Origin of the sequence: Sulfurimonas sp. RIFOXYD2_FULL_34_21 (assembly GCF_001830805.1) — a bacterium.
Classification (GTDB): Bacteria; Campylobacterota; Campylobacteria; order Campylobacterales; family Sulfurimonadaceae; genus Sulfurimonas.
On sequence record NZ_MICH01000008.1, the window covers coordinates 94,719 to 111,034 of the forward strand.

Annotated in this window: 17 protein-coding genes; 8 read left to right on the forward strand and 9 right to left on the reverse strand. The window is 34.4% G+C overall.

Annotated features, from left to right (window positions below):
- Positions 1-5: 5 nt before the first annotated feature.
- The 7 genes from A2530_RS05330 to A2530_RS05360 all read left to right on the forward strand — a co-directional run bounded on the left by A2530_RS05330 (position 6) and on the right by A2530_RS05360 (position 5,835).
- The gene (locus A2530_RS05330) at positions 6-686 is read left to right on the forward strand and encodes a hypothetical protein (RefSeq protein WP_294886297.1); all 681 of its coding nucleotides are present in this window, start codon (positions 6-8) and stop codon (positions 684-686) included.
- Positions 667-2,340 (forward strand): flagellar assembly protein A, encoded by a 1,674-nt coding sequence (locus tag A2530_RS05335; protein WP_294886299.1) that lies wholly within the window; start codon positions 667-669, stop codon positions 2,338-2,340. Before A2530_RS05330 ends, A2530_RS05335 begins: the two co-directional genes overlap by 20 nt.
- Before the next feature lie 209 nt (positions 2,341-2,549).
- Positions 2,550-2,789, forward strand: a complete 240-nt coding sequence (locus A2530_RS05340) for an XRE family transcriptional regulator (protein ID WP_294886300.1) — start codon at positions 2,550-2,552, stop codon at positions 2,787-2,789.
- A gap of 4 nt (positions 2,790-2,793) precedes the next feature.
- Complete coding sequence (locus A2530_RS05345) at positions 2,794-3,027, forward strand: hypothetical protein (protein ID WP_294886302.1); 234 nt, start codon at positions 2,794-2,796, stop codon at positions 3,025-3,027.
- A 96-nt stretch (positions 3,028-3,123) separates the two neighbouring features.
- Positions 3,124-3,408, forward strand: a complete 285-nt coding sequence (locus A2530_RS05350; protein ID WP_294886304.1) for an HU family DNA-binding protein — start codon at positions 3,124-3,126, stop codon at positions 3,406-3,408.
- Between the two features lie 151 nt (positions 3,409-3,559).
- Positions 3,560-4,102 (forward strand): peptidylprolyl isomerase, encoded by a 543-nt coding sequence (locus A2530_RS05355; protein ID WP_294886305.1) that lies wholly within the window; start codon positions 3,560-3,562, stop codon positions 4,100-4,102.
- Between the two features lie 83 nt (positions 4,103-4,185).
- Positions 4,186-5,835, forward strand: coding sequence for an inorganic phosphate transporter (locus tag A2530_RS05360; protein WP_294886306.1), 1,650 nt, complete (start codon positions 4,186-4,188; stop codon positions 5,833-5,835).
- A gap of 39 nt (positions 5,836-5,874) precedes the next feature.
- Here the strand turns inward: A2530_RS05360 and A2530_RS05365 are convergent, their stop codons facing one another.
- Positions 5,875-6,378, reverse strand: a complete 504-nt coding sequence (locus tag A2530_RS05365; RefSeq protein WP_294886308.1) for a nitrous oxide reductase accessory protein NosL — start codon at positions 6,376-6,378, stop codon at positions 5,875-5,877.
- Positions 6,379-6,464: 86 nt separating this feature from the next.
- Between A2530_RS05365 and A2530_RS05370 the strand changes: the two genes are divergently transcribed.
- Positions 6,465-6,962, forward strand: coding sequence for a redoxin domain-containing protein (locus A2530_RS05370; protein WP_294886310.1), 498 nt, complete (start codon positions 6,465-6,467; stop codon positions 6,960-6,962).
- 61 nt (positions 6,963-7,023) lie between these two features.
- Here the strand turns inward: A2530_RS05370 and A2530_RS05375 are convergent, their stop codons facing one another.
- The 8 genes from A2530_RS05375 to A2530_RS05410 all read right to left on the reverse strand — a co-directional run bounded on the left by A2530_RS05375 (position 7,024) and on the right by A2530_RS05410 (position 16,165).
- Positions 7,024-10,440, reverse strand: a complete 3,417-nt coding sequence (locus A2530_RS05375; RefSeq protein ID WP_294886311.1) for a molybdopterin-dependent oxidoreductase — start codon at positions 10,438-10,440, stop codon at positions 7,024-7,026.
- A 12-nt stretch (positions 10,441-10,452) separates the two neighbouring features.
- The gene (nrfD, locus tag A2530_RS05380) at positions 10,453-11,355 is read right to left on the reverse strand and encodes an NrfD/PsrC family molybdoenzyme membrane anchor subunit (protein ID WP_294886313.1); all 903 of its coding nucleotides are present in this window, start codon (positions 11,353-11,355) and stop codon (positions 10,453-10,455) included.
- Entirely contained in the window at positions 11,355-11,993 is a 639-nt protein-coding gene (locus A2530_RS05385; protein WP_294886315.1) for a 4Fe-4S dicluster domain-containing protein, read from the reverse strand. The genes nrfD and A2530_RS05385 overlap by 1 nt, the downstream gene beginning before the upstream one ends.
- 194 nt (positions 11,994-12,187) lie before the next feature.
- A complete protein-coding gene (gene hisD / locus A2530_RS05390) occupies positions 12,188-13,480 on the reverse strand; it encodes a histidinol dehydrogenase (RefSeq protein WP_294886317.1) in 1,293 nt (430 codons plus the stop codon).
- A 3-nt stretch (positions 13,481-13,483) separates the two neighbouring features.
- Positions 13,484-13,900: a DUF255 domain-containing protein gene (locus A2530_RS05395; RefSeq protein WP_294886319.1), complete on the reverse strand. Its 417-nt coding sequence runs from the start codon at positions 13,898-13,900 to the stop codon at positions 13,484-13,486.
- Positions 13,893-14,408 (reverse strand): shikimate kinase, encoded by a 516-nt coding sequence (locus A2530_RS05400; protein WP_294886321.1) that lies wholly within the window; start codon positions 14,406-14,408, stop codon positions 13,893-13,895. Before A2530_RS05400 ends, A2530_RS05395 begins: the two co-directional genes overlap by 8 nt.
- Before the next feature lie 2 nt (positions 14,409-14,410).
- A complete protein-coding gene (locus A2530_RS05405) occupies positions 14,411-15,709 on the reverse strand; it encodes a hypothetical protein (RefSeq protein ID WP_294886322.1) in 1,299 nt (432 codons plus the stop codon).
- Positions 15,710-15,724: 15 nt separating this feature from the next.
- On the reverse strand, positions 15,725-16,165 hold the full coding sequence (locus tag A2530_RS05410; protein WP_294886324.1) for a hemerythrin domain-containing protein: 441 nt from the start codon (positions 16,163-16,165) through the stop codon (positions 15,725-15,727).
- Between the last annotated feature and the right edge of the window lie 151 nt (positions 16,166-16,316).

Sequence of the window (16,316 nt, forward strand, 5' to 3'; positions counted from 1 at the left end):
TTTACATGAGACTAACGATAGATGAATATTGTAAACATTTTAAAATGTCTAAAGAGATGGTAAGTTCAAAAATTAGAACAAAAAAATTAGACTATCTCATTGAAGAAGGTCAGACATATATTGTAGTAACAAAAGATTTATTTGATAAATATAATAAAGATGAAAACTATCAAGAAAAAAATATAATAGTTAAAGATAATAGCCAAATAATTAAACCAAAAACTACTGTTGCAACAGTTTTGGCACTGTACCAAAAGGAAAATAGATTCCTGAAAGATAAAATAGTTCAACTAGAAGCAAAAATTGATAAACTTATTGATGATAAAGAGCAGATGCTTCGTGATGAGAGAGATAAAATAGAACATATTTACAGCTCAAAAGATACGCAGTTAAAAAATATTTTAGAACTTATAAATAAAAAACTCAGCCTTGAAAAAGAGCAAATAGTAACAACTATACATGAAGTAGAAAGCTTCCATTATCACAATGAAGAAGAGATATTTGAGCCTAAGATGGTTGAGCTAAAAGAGTATCTAAGAACATTAAATATAAAGTCATCTCAAAGAAAAATCATCAAAAAACGTTTTTTAGATATTTATGATTCCGATATAAGAGTAATACACAAAGACGGTAAATTATACTTAGACTTTTCAAAATACGACTACAGTGATTTGCTTGCTTACTAAAAAGTTTAAAACAAAAGAAATTAATGCTACGGTTGAGAAATTTGCTTCAGAGAGTGAATCAGTTGCATTAGAGTTTTCATTTGAGATTAACGGCGTTGACACATACATAAAAACAATTTCCAATGATAGTTTTGTCATCTATAATGAAGATATACGTAACTACTACGATAACAATGACAAAATGATTAATGAACATGTAAGATTTAAGCAGATTTACACAATTACCGTAAAAAAAACTACAAAACGCCTTATAAAACTAACCTACAATATAGTTTTTTCAGATAACAACACGTCTGCTTCTATAGTTTTACATCCGCAATCACAAATTCCATACAAAGAGTATAAACCAAAAGAGATATATATGTTGCTCTTTAAAGAGTTGAACAATATAAAAGCCGCAAACAATATTTTAATAAATATTTTTGATACCCAAATGAGAGATAAACTAAAAACTTTTGTGAAATATCTTTATAACGATAAATTTATAAACAAAGTTAAAATTCCTCTGTTTAACGGTATAGACCCTGAGATAAGAAGAAGTAGCAGATTAATTATGCGCTTTTTGCAAAAAGAGAGCAATCATCAAGTCATAGAGGTTGATGAAGGAGAGGCGTTAGTAGATTATATAAAACCTATATTTGGAAAAAACGGCTTAAATGCATTTGGCGAAATTGTTGATAACCAATACTTAAGCAATAATAATGATTTAAAATGTGATGTTGATAAAAGCAGTATAAAAATAGTAGAAAATGATGATAAAAAAGTCTATACAAGCAAAGTAAAAGGGTATGTCCATTTTGACAAAGATAACTTTTATATAGACAATAAAATAAAGATGAAACATCTCTCACGTGTTCACGACTCTGTTGCAAAAGATGAATCAAATAACATAGAAGTTATTATTTCTCAAAACGACACTTCTATAGACAGTTTAGGAGAGGGTGTTGAACTTACTTCAGAAACAATCCATATTAACGGTCATGTAGGTGCGAAATCAAAACTAAAAGCAATTAATCTTACTATAGACGGTGCAACACATAAAGATTCTATACAAGAAGCTAAATTTGCGGCTGTTAACAGACACAAAGGAAAACTAAGATGCCACAGTGCAAAAATAGAACTCCTAGAAGGCGGCGAAGTTTATGCTACTAACGTTGAAGTCCAAAACTGCATAGGCGGAACAATATATGCAGAGAATGTAATAATAGGAGTTGTAAAAAACAATTTAAAAGTTTACGCATCCAACTCTATAAATGTGAGATTAGTCAGCGGCGAAAATAATCTATTTAAAATTAATTACAAAGAAGTTCCTACGCTAAAGAGCAAATACAACTTTTTAACAGCTGAAATAGAAGAGTTAAAATACAAACTTGAAAAAGCTCAAAAGCACACCTTATCACAAGTTGCACCTATTAAAGATAAAATAAATCAGTTGAAAAAGATACAAGACAAAATCACAAACAGTGCAAAAGAAGCCAAAGTAAACATTAAAGAACCTTTTAGGGGACTGAATACAGTTACATTTATATTCAATAACACAGAAGAACTTACATGTAAAACAGATGAAAGAGCTTATGATGAGTTTTATTTAAATGAGTCTCAAAACTATATTACACTTCATCCAACAAATAAAAAAATCACAATAAATTCATAATAAGCAATAAAATTTTACAATTTTTTTTACTTTTTAAAAATATTTCTATATAATTAATATACGTTTTTCCGTATGTAATTAATGTTTTATACCATACTAAACACATAATTAATATTTTAATATACGTTTTAATTTCTTAATAATAATGTTTTATGTATGTTTATGTATTTTAAATATATATTTAAGTATTTATTACGTACAATCATCTCATGCAAATTAATGATCTGTTTAATATTCTTCATAACGCCTTAGAATCCAAAAATAATGGAAAGAAGATATCACTTAAAGATATGTCTAATTCATTGGGAATTTCTATGAGAACATATCAGGATTGGAAGCTAGGACGGGCAAAACCTCAAGCTGCAATTACTGTAATGCAAATGCTTGGAAGACTTGAAGATGAAGAGATAATTAGAGCTGTGAGAAAAATCAATAAACTTAAGGATTAAGTTGATGAGTACCCTAACAAAACAAGAAAGAGATGGCTTAGAAGAGGTTTTTTTATCTATACACGCAGGTAATAAAAAGTATGAAAAAATGAAAGAATTATCGTCTTTAATTATAACTAGCAACATAAGTAGTGTTCTTTCAAAACTACTCAAACGTGCAAAATTAGGATTAAAAAAAAGAAAAACAGAACATTTTTTCTCATTTTTTGATAAAAAGAAGAAATCTTTAAGCAAATAAACTATAAAGTGTCTATAGCTGAATTACTTGACTCTGAAATATTGTTTTAAAGTTCTTGTAGTTTCGGAAAATCTTTATAAATTCAAGGGTAAATTTATGAATAAAGCTCAATTCGTTGAACTAGTGCAAGCAAGCGGTAATTACAAGACTAAAGTTGAAGCTGAAGCAGCTATCAAAGCATTTACAGAAGCTGTGACTTCAGCTTTAGTAAACAAAGAGGAAGTATCTCTAGTAGGATTTGGAAGTTTTGGGGCTTCACTTCAAAAAGGAAAAAGCGGTAAAGTTCCTGGTACAAGCAAAACTTATACTACGCAAGATAAGATGGTTCCAAAATTTAAAGCAGGCAAAGGTCTTAAAGACCGTGTTTTAGCAGGTAAATAAGATCTCTATTTGCCGCAGATGTAAATGCGGCAAATTCTTCATAATCAATATATTCATTTTCAATCAACATACCAAATCAAAAAGCTTATCCATCTAAATTTTAATAAAAATAGGTACAATGCTAGCTATCAAATATTAAACAGGAGAACAGATGAAAAAAATCATTCTTACACTACTTATGCTTTTTGCAGTAGCACTTAACGCAGAAAATAAAAATCAACATGTTATTTTAGAAACAACGCAGGGAACAATAGAAGTTGAGTTATTTCCGGATGTCGCACCATTAGCAGTAGAAAATTTTACCACACATATTAATAACGGTTACTATAAGGGTCTTATATTTCACAGAATTATTAAAAACTTTATGATTCAAGGCGGAGACCCAAGCGGAACAGGTCGAGGAGGAGAAAGTATATGGAAGAGAGCCTTCAAGGATGAATATAAAGATAAAGTGTTTTCTCATGCAGGAGTTTTAGCTATGGCAAATGCAGGAGAGCATACAAACGGAAGTCAGTTTTTTATAACAACTGCTCCTACTCCTTGGCTAAATGGGAGACACACAATATTCGGTCAAGTTACACAAGAATCAATGAAAGTTGTAAAAAAGCTTGAAAATGTACCTACACTTGGGCAATCAGCCGGAGACAGACCACTAGAAGAGCAAAAAATTATAAATGCTTATGTGAAAAAATAATCTTTAGCTCTTAAACTGAAGTCTATAATAAATCTATAATTGAGATTAGAATATAATGCGCTTAACTATAAAAAAGGGATTTAATGGAATTTCATACGGTTAATAAACTTCAAAAAGAAGCATTGAAGAAGAGTGCTACAGACCTCACGAGGCTAGGTTTTGCACTTTTTTTTATGATAGGCGTCTTAACGTTTAGTTTTTTAAAAAACGGCGGTATATCAAACAACATGTTTTTAGCCGTTGCAGCGTTAATCGGTGCTTATATGGCAATGAATATCGGAGCTAACGATGTTGCCAATAACGTAGGTCCTGCAGTAGGTTCAAAAGCTCTTACTTTAACGACTGCAATTATAATTGCCGCTGTTTTTGAAGCTGCAGGTGCACTTATTGCAGGAGGAGAAGTTGTTAAAACTATAAAAAACGGTATTATTGATATATCTGCATTTGGGGGCAATGCCGATCCTTTTATCTGGGCTATGATGGCGGCACTCCTTGCCGCTGCACTATGGCTTAACTTTGCTACAATGATGAAAGCTCCCGTTTCTACGACGCACTCTATTGTAGGCGGTGTTATGGGAGCAGGAATTGCTGCTGCGGGATTTGATATAGTTAACTGGTCAACAATGGGCAGTATTGCCGCTTCTTGGGTTATTTCACCGATTTTAGGCGGAGTTATTGCCGCAGTTTTTTTATTTGCAATAAAAAAATCAATTGTTTTTAAAGATGACAAAATAGAAGCTGCTAAAATTTACGTTCCTATTTTTGTCGCAATAATGTCTTGGGCTTTTGTTACATATATTATCTTAAAAGGTGTTAAGCATATCTGGCCGAAGATTTTACAATCCCTTAATGCATTACCGATGGTATCTCTTGAAATAACAAAAAAACCTACATTTACCGTTGCTTTAACGATTGGTCTTATTATAGCTATTTTTGTTTACTTGTTAGTTAAGAAAAGAGTCAATTCAAATATTATGGTTTTAGAAAATACAAGAGTATCTGTGAATACTCTATTTACAATACCTCTAATATTTGCAGCGGCACTTCTAAGTTTTGCACACGGTGCGAACGATGTTGCAAATGCAATTGGACCGCTCGCTGCAATTAATGATGCGGTTGTGAACGGCGGTGTCTCATCTAGTGCTTCAATACCTTTATGGGTAATGGGTGTAGGAGCTTTGGGAATCTCTCTTGGTCTTGCCTTATATGGTCCTAAGCTGATTAAAACTGTAGGCAGCGAAATAACGGAGCTTGACCAAATTAGAGCATTTTCTATTGCTATGGCTGCATCTGTTACCGTAATTCTTGCTTCTCAACTAGGTCTTCCCGTAAGCTCAACGCACATTGCCATAGGTGGCGTATTTGGCGTAGGCTTCTTAAGAGAGTGGCTACATGTTAAAGATGAGAATAACCATACCATTGAAGAAGATATCGGCATTATAAAAGATGAGCAGCAAAATAGGGATGCATATAAAGCTGAACTAAAAATAATAGAAGAAAAAAGTGAAAAAACGCAATATGATTACACTAGAATTGTAGAACTGTATAAGCTTATTGCTAATGAAAAGAAGATAATAAAATCAACTAAAAAAAATATCAAAAAAGCTAAAAAAGTTCAATATGTAAGACGAGATGCTATTAAGAAAATTGTTGCAGCTTGGCTTATTACAGTGCCTGCTGCAGGTATCCTTGCAGGACTCTTATATTTTACGATAAAAGGCATTATGATTTAATAACAGTAAGAGAAAAGTCTCTTACTGTTATATACTATCTTATTTATAATGCTTAAAATCTTTCTTAGCAATATCTAAAGCTTTATAAAAATCCATAACCTCACCGCCGTGTTGAGATTGAAATTTCTTTGCCATTTCTTCACTCTTAAAAGCATACTTACTTATTCTGCTCATTGTAGCACTTTTACTACTTCCGACTACATAGTAGGCTTTTGTAGCATCTATAAACTGCAAACTCTCGACATCTACTACCTTAGGGTTTTTAAGCTCTACTCCATCTCCTAGATTATCTTCTAAACAGTGAATGGAGCAGTATTGGTAAACCTTACCATCATGTGTTGCGCTGTGACTTGTTTTATAGTACTTGACTAAATCCATTCCACATCTTACACAGTAATTTTTATTTTTGCCATCTTGAAGCAATACTGCATCTTGTTCATTTACGCTTTGAAACATATTTGACTTGTAGGTAACACCTTTTTCAGAACTACATCCGATTAACAGAAGCATTACAGCTGTCGATAGAGTTATAATCTTATACATATTCATCCTTTTGTTTGTATAATATTAGCAATAAATAATTACTAAAGTGTTAAAATGACAAAATTACGACAAAAAGATAAAGATTTATGAAAAATAAAATAGTTAAGTATATTAAAGAAATAGTTGTTTTTATTATTGTTATGATATTGTTTGCAAATTTATTAAGCATCTACAGAAGTCAGGAATTAAATAAAGACCCTCTTGGAATATCAACTTTTAAATTACTAAATAATGATTCCTATGCTGTGCCAAAGGACAAACCAATTTTAATTCACTTCTGGGCAACATGGTGTCCTACATGTAGAGCCGAGGCATCAAATATTCAATCAATTTCTAAGCGATACAGTGTCATTACAATAGCATATAAATCAGGAAGTGATTCAGAGATTGAAGAGTACATTATGGATAAAAACTTTAATTTCAATGTTGTTAATGATTACGACGGCAAAATCGGTGAAAAATTTGGTGTATCTATTTTTCCTACAACTATAATTTATGATAAAAATGGCAACGAAGCATTTAGTGAAGTCGGTTATACCTCTACTATAGGATTGTGGCTAAGAATGTGGTGGATTGGAATATAATAATTCAAAAAAAGTTAACACTAAACGGGGGTTTTCCCGTTTAGCGAATTACAAAGGATAACTACTTTGTAATTTTCACTTCGTATGCTTTGCCTGAAAGTGGCACCCATGGACGTTTGATGTGTTTTGGACGACGAAGCGTAGAATTCTCATCTAACCCGCGAGTAAGCTGATCTCTCCATCCTTCATAAACTTTGAAGTTATTGTCATAGTTTACATGTATATCGCCTATCTTGTCACCGGCTTGAGCTTTTTCTAAGATAACTTTTTGATGCCAACAGTGCATACCTGAAATAGGGTCTGGATGAGGAGCCGCTACGGCATTTTGCCATGAACCGCTAAGTCCATCCCACCAAATATTTCCGCTATCACGGTTATAATCTGCAAATCTTTCAGTATGGAAAGGTTTAATTCCTTCAACATATTTAAGTTTGCCTACTTTACCATCCATTTGAAGCTCCGCAGTAGGAACACCAAAACTATTTAACCCTGAAGTACCGTTATAGTTTTCAATCTTGATTTGTCCAGCCTCTTTACCTGCATCAAGAGGTGAATGAGCCATAAACTTAGGGTCATTCATATTGCGAGCAACTGGCTGAGAATCAACTTTACCGTCAGTAACACCGTTTGGAATAGTTACAGAGTTAACAAGTTTCCAACGACCGCCATGGTGTGAACATGCAAGTGTCCCAGGAAGAACACCCTCAGTCGGCACCGCCATAGCAACAAAGTAACCAGATTCTAACCCTGTTAAACTGTCAACTATTCTAACACGTATTGCATCTCCACGTTTAAATCCTTGACGAGCAGCATCTGGAGTTGAAATCCAGATAGGGTCATGATTTTGTGAAATCTCCATAAGATGTTTGCTGTTTGCAGAACGTGTATGAATATTATACGGCAGACGGAATACAGTATTTAGTGCATATGAATCTTTCTCTACCATGTAAGAGTGATTTACATGTGATACAATATGCAGCATCTCTTTTTTCTCTTGCTCACTTCTTGGATAAAACGGAATAGAGTATTCAGGCCACTTCCAATCATCTGCCAACCACTCACAAAAGAAGTCAAGTTTTTTATCTAACGTCGCAAAGCCTTCCATCTTTTTACCGTCTATCTCAATACCAATAGCTTTTTTCTCACCATGAGACTCTGCAGTCATAACACCTGTTCGTTTATTGACAGTTACATGTTTTTTATCATATTTATGACCGTGAGAGATATAATTTTCACCGTCGTCTTTTATTTCACGTTCTTGTGCAGAGTAGATATTGTTCTCCTCCATCCATGCACCGTGGTCTCTCATATATTCATATACAGGGTACTCAGCATTTTTATATCTATCATCAGAAGTAGCTTTTGCTTTTAGATTTGGTAAATTATCTCCAAATGCAGCATCATACCATTCAGAAATAGTTACAGGTTTACCTGGATTTTTCTTAGACTCCCACATTGACTTAATAGTCTTTGTTTTATCTGCATCAAGGAATACATCGCCTTTTGGATCGATATAGTTAACACACATGTCAAACCAAAATTCATTTTCTTCCCATACTTCGCCAAGACCTGCTTTAATATGAGCCTCTAATGTAGCGCGATTAGGATTTTTAGGTTTCCATCCGGCTTTTTCTAAAGCAACCCTCATAACAGGCTGACGAAATGATGTCCATCTTGCAGGCATAGTAGCCTCTGAGTGCTGATCGTGTCGCTCACCTGCTAAACCGACAGGTAAAATATAATCAACATACCAGTTTGTTTCAGACCATACAGGAGAGAGATTAAATGTAAGCTCCATTTTAGACTCATCTTTGATAGTGTCTATCCATCTAAAGCCATCCGGATTAATCCAAACAGGATTGTACATACGAGGAATCCAAACAGCTAACTTCTCAGCTACTTTTAATCCTCTGTCTTGCCATTTTTTCTGCCATTTTTTATCGGCAAGAAGGTGTGGTAAAAGGTATGATAGCTCGTAAGTAGAGATAGGCCATTCAGGCGGCCATGAAAGCTCATTATAAACATCAATTTTTGGAACATCTGAACCACGTTTACCTTGACCGACAGTTGAACTACCTCCTTTACCTGCTACTGAAATAACATGCCAGTGATGGAAAAATGTACCACCCTCAGGACCTATCGCACCGCGAAGGGCAAGGGCAAAATATCCTGTACGTCCGCTCATCCATCCACCGCGGTTACCTGCCGCCGTTGCTCTCCAGAAGTATGAAGATATAGCAGTACCTGCCCAGATAAACATATCATAAAGCTTTTCAAGCTTATATGCAGGGACATGAGTCTCTTTAACTGCAAAATCTAATGTATAAGGGGAGTATAACTCTTTTAAAACATTAATAAAATCTTCAAAATTATCGCCATCTGGTAATTTTGAAATATACCCTTTGCTAACCATAAACTCTAAATATTTTTTATTATCTAAAAATACTTCCCAGTTTAGCCATTTTTTAACAAATGCTTTATCAACTTTGTTCTCAGACAACATTCTTTGCGCTAGATAAAGATAGATAACAGGCTCTGTTCCAGGCCAAGCAGCAATCCATAAATCAGCCATACCAGCTGAGTTTGACATACGAGGATCCATAACTACAAGCTTAGCACCTTTTTGTCTTGCGTCTGCTATAAATGAAGCTGATTGCTGGAAGTAGTGACCAGCATCAGCTGCATGAGACGAGTTAAGAAATACAAGTTTAGCATTAGCCCAATCCGGAGATGTTCTATCATCATTTGCCCACTGAATAGTCGGTGTACGCCCCCCTGAAGAACAGATGTTTGTATGTGAGTTGAAACAATCTTGACCAATTGTCTGCCAAACTTTACCTGTAAATCCATTCTCATTAGGACGACCTACATGGAACATACATGATTTTTTAGACAACTCATCGTCACCTTTTATTGCTTCATGCATTTTATTTCCGATAGATGTCATAGCCTCATCCCAAGTAGTACGAATCCACTTGCCTTCCCCACGAGCAGAACCTGGTGCTCTTTTTAGCGGAAACGCTATACGATCTGGATCATACATTTGAGATTGCGTTGCATAACCTTTTGCACAGTTACGACCGCGTGATGCAGGGTGTAGAGGATTACCCATATATTTTTTAACTGTAAATGATTTTTTATCAATCCATGCTGTTAAACCACAAGATGCTTCACAGTTTGAACATGCAGTAGGTACTATTGCATAGTCGTTTACTTCAATACCGTTTGGATTTGATTCACTTCTTACGCCATGACGATCAATACCGCCTCTTTTCCAATCATCTCCGTCCAACTCTTTAAAATCACTCCACTCTTCCATCGGAGGATAAAATGATAATGATTTTGGTGTGTTAGTAAATTTGCTCTCAGCTACTGAGTCGGCAATTGCATCGGTCGTAAATACGCCTTTTGCAATAGAAGCACCGGCAATAGTAAATGCGGCACCTTTTAAAAATGTTCTTCTGCTTTCTAAATACATTAAAATTTCTCCCTAACTCATTGGTAATAATTGTGGAATCATCAGCCATACATGCTTAACTATAGCTAATCCTACCAGTGCTAAAATCGCTGCAAGTCTTAAAATACTATCAGACTTGTTAGCTCTGCTTAACAATATGAACAACATCGGTAAAATATATGTCATCCATTGACCTAACCAAAACATAACAGTATATGGTCCATCACCTTTGATATATTCAAGTACTGCAGCAACCTCTTCTGCCTTCATCGGTCCAAAAATATATTCTGACATATAGATAATAAAAGCCATTAGTGCGCTTAAACCAAGAACTACGCCTAAAGTTTTTTTAGCTTCATCAGAAAGCTTGTTTCCACCAATAAGAATCATAGCCGCAGAACCGGAAAGTGTTGCAGCTAAAATCATTTGAGCAGCTTCTGTGGGCATTTGCCACAGTTCACGAGCAGTACATTGAGCCATCAAAGCAGCAGTATAAAGCGTCACAGGTATTGCAAGAATTGCAGTCCATAACAATACTTTGTCAAAAGTCTCATCATTTTTCTTATATGCAAGAAACGCAAGAAGAGTCAAAAGCCCAAGAAATATGGAAGCCATAAATGAGCCCCAAGCGATTGCTGATGACCAACTAGAGTAAACAAATATATGCCACATTCTAAACGGCTGATGAAGATCTGCTAGCGTAAATAGTAAGAAAATATTAATAGATATAAATGCAACTATTGTCGTTGTCAATCTTAAATTTTTAACTGATTCAGGGTGCATTCTAAGAAGCATAAAAAGCATAAAAATAACACCGGTACCGATACTTTTTGCCCACATATTTACAGTAACTAACCATGGCCAAACAACACCAGGTAGTGCTATATCCAGAGTAACTACAGCATTTGTTGCTGCTAAAATTTCATGTGCCGCCATTAGTGGTGTCCTCCTACTGGAAGTGTTGTAATATTATTAAATAGCTGATGTCCCTCAATTCTATGAGAAGCAAGAGGATTTAAGGTAATATTACCGCCACCTACATAGAAATGATGAGGATTTGTACCTTTTTCCGGTTTACGAACTTGAACTCCGCCTTGATGAACCTGAATATATTTTGAAATATTTGAAGTCGGATCTTCTAAGTCACCGAAAATATTAGCTTGAACAGGACAGGCAACAACACATGCCGGCATCATGCTTGAAGCAACACGATGAGCACAGTAAGTACACTTGTCTGCAGTCTGTGTTTGAGGATCAATATATATAGCTCCGTATGGACATGCCATAACACAACCCGCACAACCGATACAGCGCTCTTTATCTATATTTACAATACCATTTTCCAAATAGTGAAGCGCACTAACCGGACAAATTCTCTCACACGGTGCATTTTCACAGTGATTACATCTAAGTGGCGTAAAAGTTCTTCTTGTTTCAGGAAAAGTTCCTACATCTACATATTTTACACGAAGTCTCCATGTACTAAGCGGAACTTCATTTTCCACTTTACATGCGATTTCACATCCTTTACATCCCATACATAGATGCAAATCAACTAGGAAGCCTAATTGCATATACTCTCCTTATAGTCTTTGCTAGACAAATATTTTAAGATTTATAACTAAAGTTAATCTTTTAAAAAAGAATACCTTATTCTAAGCAGATAAAGTCTCTTATTAGTAGGAATACTACCTACATAAAGCTTAAACTAGTTATAAAAATGTGATAATTTTATAATATTTTTTCTTCTTGTAGATATTTGAAATTTTTATTTTTTAAGTCTTACTCTAACAGATTGTTCATGTGCACTTAACCCCTCGGTACTAGCTATTAATGCACACTCTTCTCCTATCTTATTTATAGCTTTAGCACTAAATGAAATAATAGATGTTTTTTTCATAAAATTTTCAACTCCAAGCGGAGAGTAAAATTTAGCTGTTCCACCGGTAGGAAGAGTATGGTTTGGACCTGCTACATAATCACCTATTGCTTCAGGAGTATTATGTCCTAAAAATATCGCTCCTGCATGCTTTATGCTAGAAAGTAACTCAAAAGGATTGTTTGTTGCAACTTCAAGATGCTCAGGCGCTATCTCATTCATAAGCTCTACTGCTTCATTCATATCAGATGTTACTATAATTGCTCCGCGTTCATCAATAGATTTTCTTGCAATCTCTTGACGTGGAAGTTTAAGTAGCCACTTCTCAAGTTCAACTTTTACCTCATCGGCAAGTTTTTGCGATGGAGTTATTAAAATAGAACTTGCCATCTCATCATGTTCAGCTTGAGACAACATGTCAATTGCCATATGAGAAGCATTAGCACTATCATCTGCAAGTATTCCGATTTCACTAGGACCTGCTATCATATCAATATTTACATCGCCAAAAACCATCTTTTTTGCAGTCGCAACAAATATATTTCCAGGACCCGTAATTACATCCACTTTAGGGATAGTCTGTGTTCCATAAGCCATTGCCGCAATAGCACTAGCTCCACCGACTTTATAAACCTGATTTACACCGCAAAGATGACATGCAGCAAGCAAAAGTTCATTAGGCTCATTATCGGGAGTAGGAGTACAAACTACTATATTTTCAACTCCTGCAACCTGAGCGGGAATAACGTTCATTAATAGTGAAGACGGATAAGCCGCTTTCCCACCGGGTATATAAAGCCCTGCACTATCAACCGGTGTTACTTTTTGACCTAGTATTGTCCCATTTTCTTCAGTATCAAACCAAGATTTAGGCTTCTGTTTTTGGTGATATATTTTAATTCTATCGTAAGATAAGTGAAGCGCTTTTTTTAACTCATCATCAATATTATTATATGCTCTTTGCATAGACTCCGCAGATATCATTAAATCTTCGTCATTTTTTGGAGTCCATTTGTCAAATTTCGCAATATGTCGTTTTAGTGCTTCATTTTTATCACGTCTTATTTCATCTATAATATTTCCAACTATCGAACTAACTTGAGCTATATCCATCTTGCCTCTTTGCAAGATCTCATTAAATTTGACTTTAAAATCAGTACTTTTTGAACTTATAAAAATCATTGTCTATTTTTTTCCTTTATTAAACTCTTCTTTTACTATAACCAATGCTTTTAAGAAATTTTCGGCATCCACTGCACCCATAAGAGGCTGATACATAGGAAGACCGTTTGGTTTTAAAAACCATATTGCAGGAGTCCCAGGCTGCCACAGTTCTTGAGGCATATAGTCATTTTCATCACTGTAAGATATTATAGATATAAAGTTTTTATTCAACTCTTCAATAACTTTTTTATCTTTAAAAGTTGTCTCATCTAAGATTACACAATATTTACATGAGTGTCTTGAAGAGACAAATAAAACAGGTTTTATAACTTTTTGTGCATCATTTATTCCACTATTGTAATCTTTAGCCCATTTTACCTCAGAAGCAAATATGGCAACTGTTGCACTTATTATGAAATATATAAAAATTTTACGCATACTGTTTTACCTTTAAAAGAAGTTCTTTAGCGCATTGTGCTGCACTCTTATCTGTTACGTCTATAATAATATCGGCTAGAGCTTTATACTCCGGTAGCCTTTGGTCATACAACTCTTTTGCCTTTTTCAAATCATTTAAAAGAGGCCTTTTTTTAAGCTTTTTGGAAGCATTTGGATGATTTTTTATTCTTTTGATTATTTTCTCAAAAGGAGAATCTAAAAAAACTATAACCCCTATCTCTTTTAAATTTTTCTGTTTGTGAAACCCGCCACCTGTTGATATAAGAGTATTTTTAAGACTCTCTTCAAGCCATAATGATACTTTTCTCTCTAACTCTCTAAAATACCCCTCTCCCTCATCCGCAAATATCTTCTTAATAGTTCTGTTTTCCATACTCTCTATCAGGTCATCCGTATCGACTGCTAAATAATCAGAGCTCTTTATAACTTCACGAGCAACACTGCCCTTTCCAACTCCCATAAACCCAATCAAAATGATATTTTTCACTTTTAGTTTTCTACTTTCATCGTAAACATACTCATATCAAAATCCGGCTTTGTTTTAATAATCTTCATGTAGATTAAAACAGGACCTATAACATTGTACTCTAATATTAGCATACTTGCCATAAATGTTAGCGCAAACAGTGGTAATAAAGCTGAGATAAAAAATGAGATTATAAAACCAATTAAAGAGATCAAAAAGAGTATATACTGGATTATCGCCAATTTTTTATTTATCATGTCATTCATGGTAGGAATACTCATATAGCCTTTTGCATTTAAATGAAACCAGACTAGAAACGGTACTATTTTATATAACATTCCAGACATAATTGAGAAGATAAATCCGCCCCCTATTAAAATTGCAACGATTACGATATATCTTTCATCAAAAAAATCATTTATACTCCATGCGAATGTACCAAGAGTCATAAAAACTGCCGCACTTCTCCAGTACCAGACAGTTACATCACTAACTTTTCTACGACGGGCATTTAGTTTTAAATATACCGTTGTTGAAAACGCCCAAAAGAAAAGTGCTATCCATATTTTTGCCGCCGTAGCATACGACTCCATAAAAATATTTAAGACAAGCCATAATAAAAGTCCGCTGACAATTAACCATACTACTCTTTTTTTACAAAATTGTTTAAATCTAGGCGCAACATAAAACATAGGCAATACATGAAAAGCAACACCGATAATCAAAATACCGGCAAAGCCAAAAATAGCCCAAACACTGTGAATATTTGCAAATAAAAGATGTGAAGCCGAAAATTTGCCGATTCCGTAAGAGGCTAAAAGATGCATTCCTATCAGTGTAATTAAAAAAGCAAAAACAAGAGCCGTTATCATAGCTCTTATACTCGCAGTAACATTTACAACATTTTTAAATGCAAGCAGCATTGGAATGATAAGCGCTAAAAAGCCGACACCTAAAAAGAGTGCTGCCGCTAAAATAAGTTTTGAAATATTTAGCCATAATCCAAAAATCATAAAGAGAGTTCCAAATAACATAAATATATATGATATTTTTGAAACCAAACCGACTCTTGAAACTCTAACTCCTGCTAAAACCGGCAGCATTTGAACCAAAGCACCAAACATCACAAAACTTAAAAAACCGATTGTTATAGCATGTGTAATAACTATCGACTCGGTAGAAAATCTGCTCGATAGAACTGAGGCATCACTAAATAATATTAATACTCCTGCAAGAACTGCAAAAAGTGGCGCCGTTAGAAAAAATCTAACCGGTGCCGATATGGGCGGTGCCTGATCAACCGATAACCCGTCAAAATCCATATCAGTTTCCTTTAATTACTCAACAATCATTGACTGCATCATTTCAACAATACGATCAGACTCTGCACTTAAATGCTGTTGAGCCATCGTGTAGAGCATTTGTTCCTCTTTCATATTATGTTGTTGCATTAAAATCATCAGCGTTTCACTTTTACCGAAAAATTTATCTTTATCTTTAGCTTCTATTGCCGCACCCATCTCTGCTATTAGATTTCTCATCTGTGCATGTTCATGTCTCATCATAGCAGTCGGACCTTGTGTCATTCCCGTTTTTTGTTCAAATTCCAAAAACATAACACGCTCTTCCATTTGGAAGTGTCTCTCAGTATCTTTTGCAAACTCTTCATAAGCTTCCTTTGCACTCTCTATTGAATTAGCTACCGCATCTTCCATATTGGCGAATAACTCATCGCAATGACCATGATTGGCTGTTAAATACTCTTTTATCGTACTCATTATTTATACCTTGTTTTATTTATAATTTGCGTATTATATTAAAAATAATTTAAATACAAATTACCATATATCAATAATTTAGAAATTATAATTATTGACTACTCACATTGTTATTTAAACAGCTTTTTACTATAATAGCCGTTTTAATTAA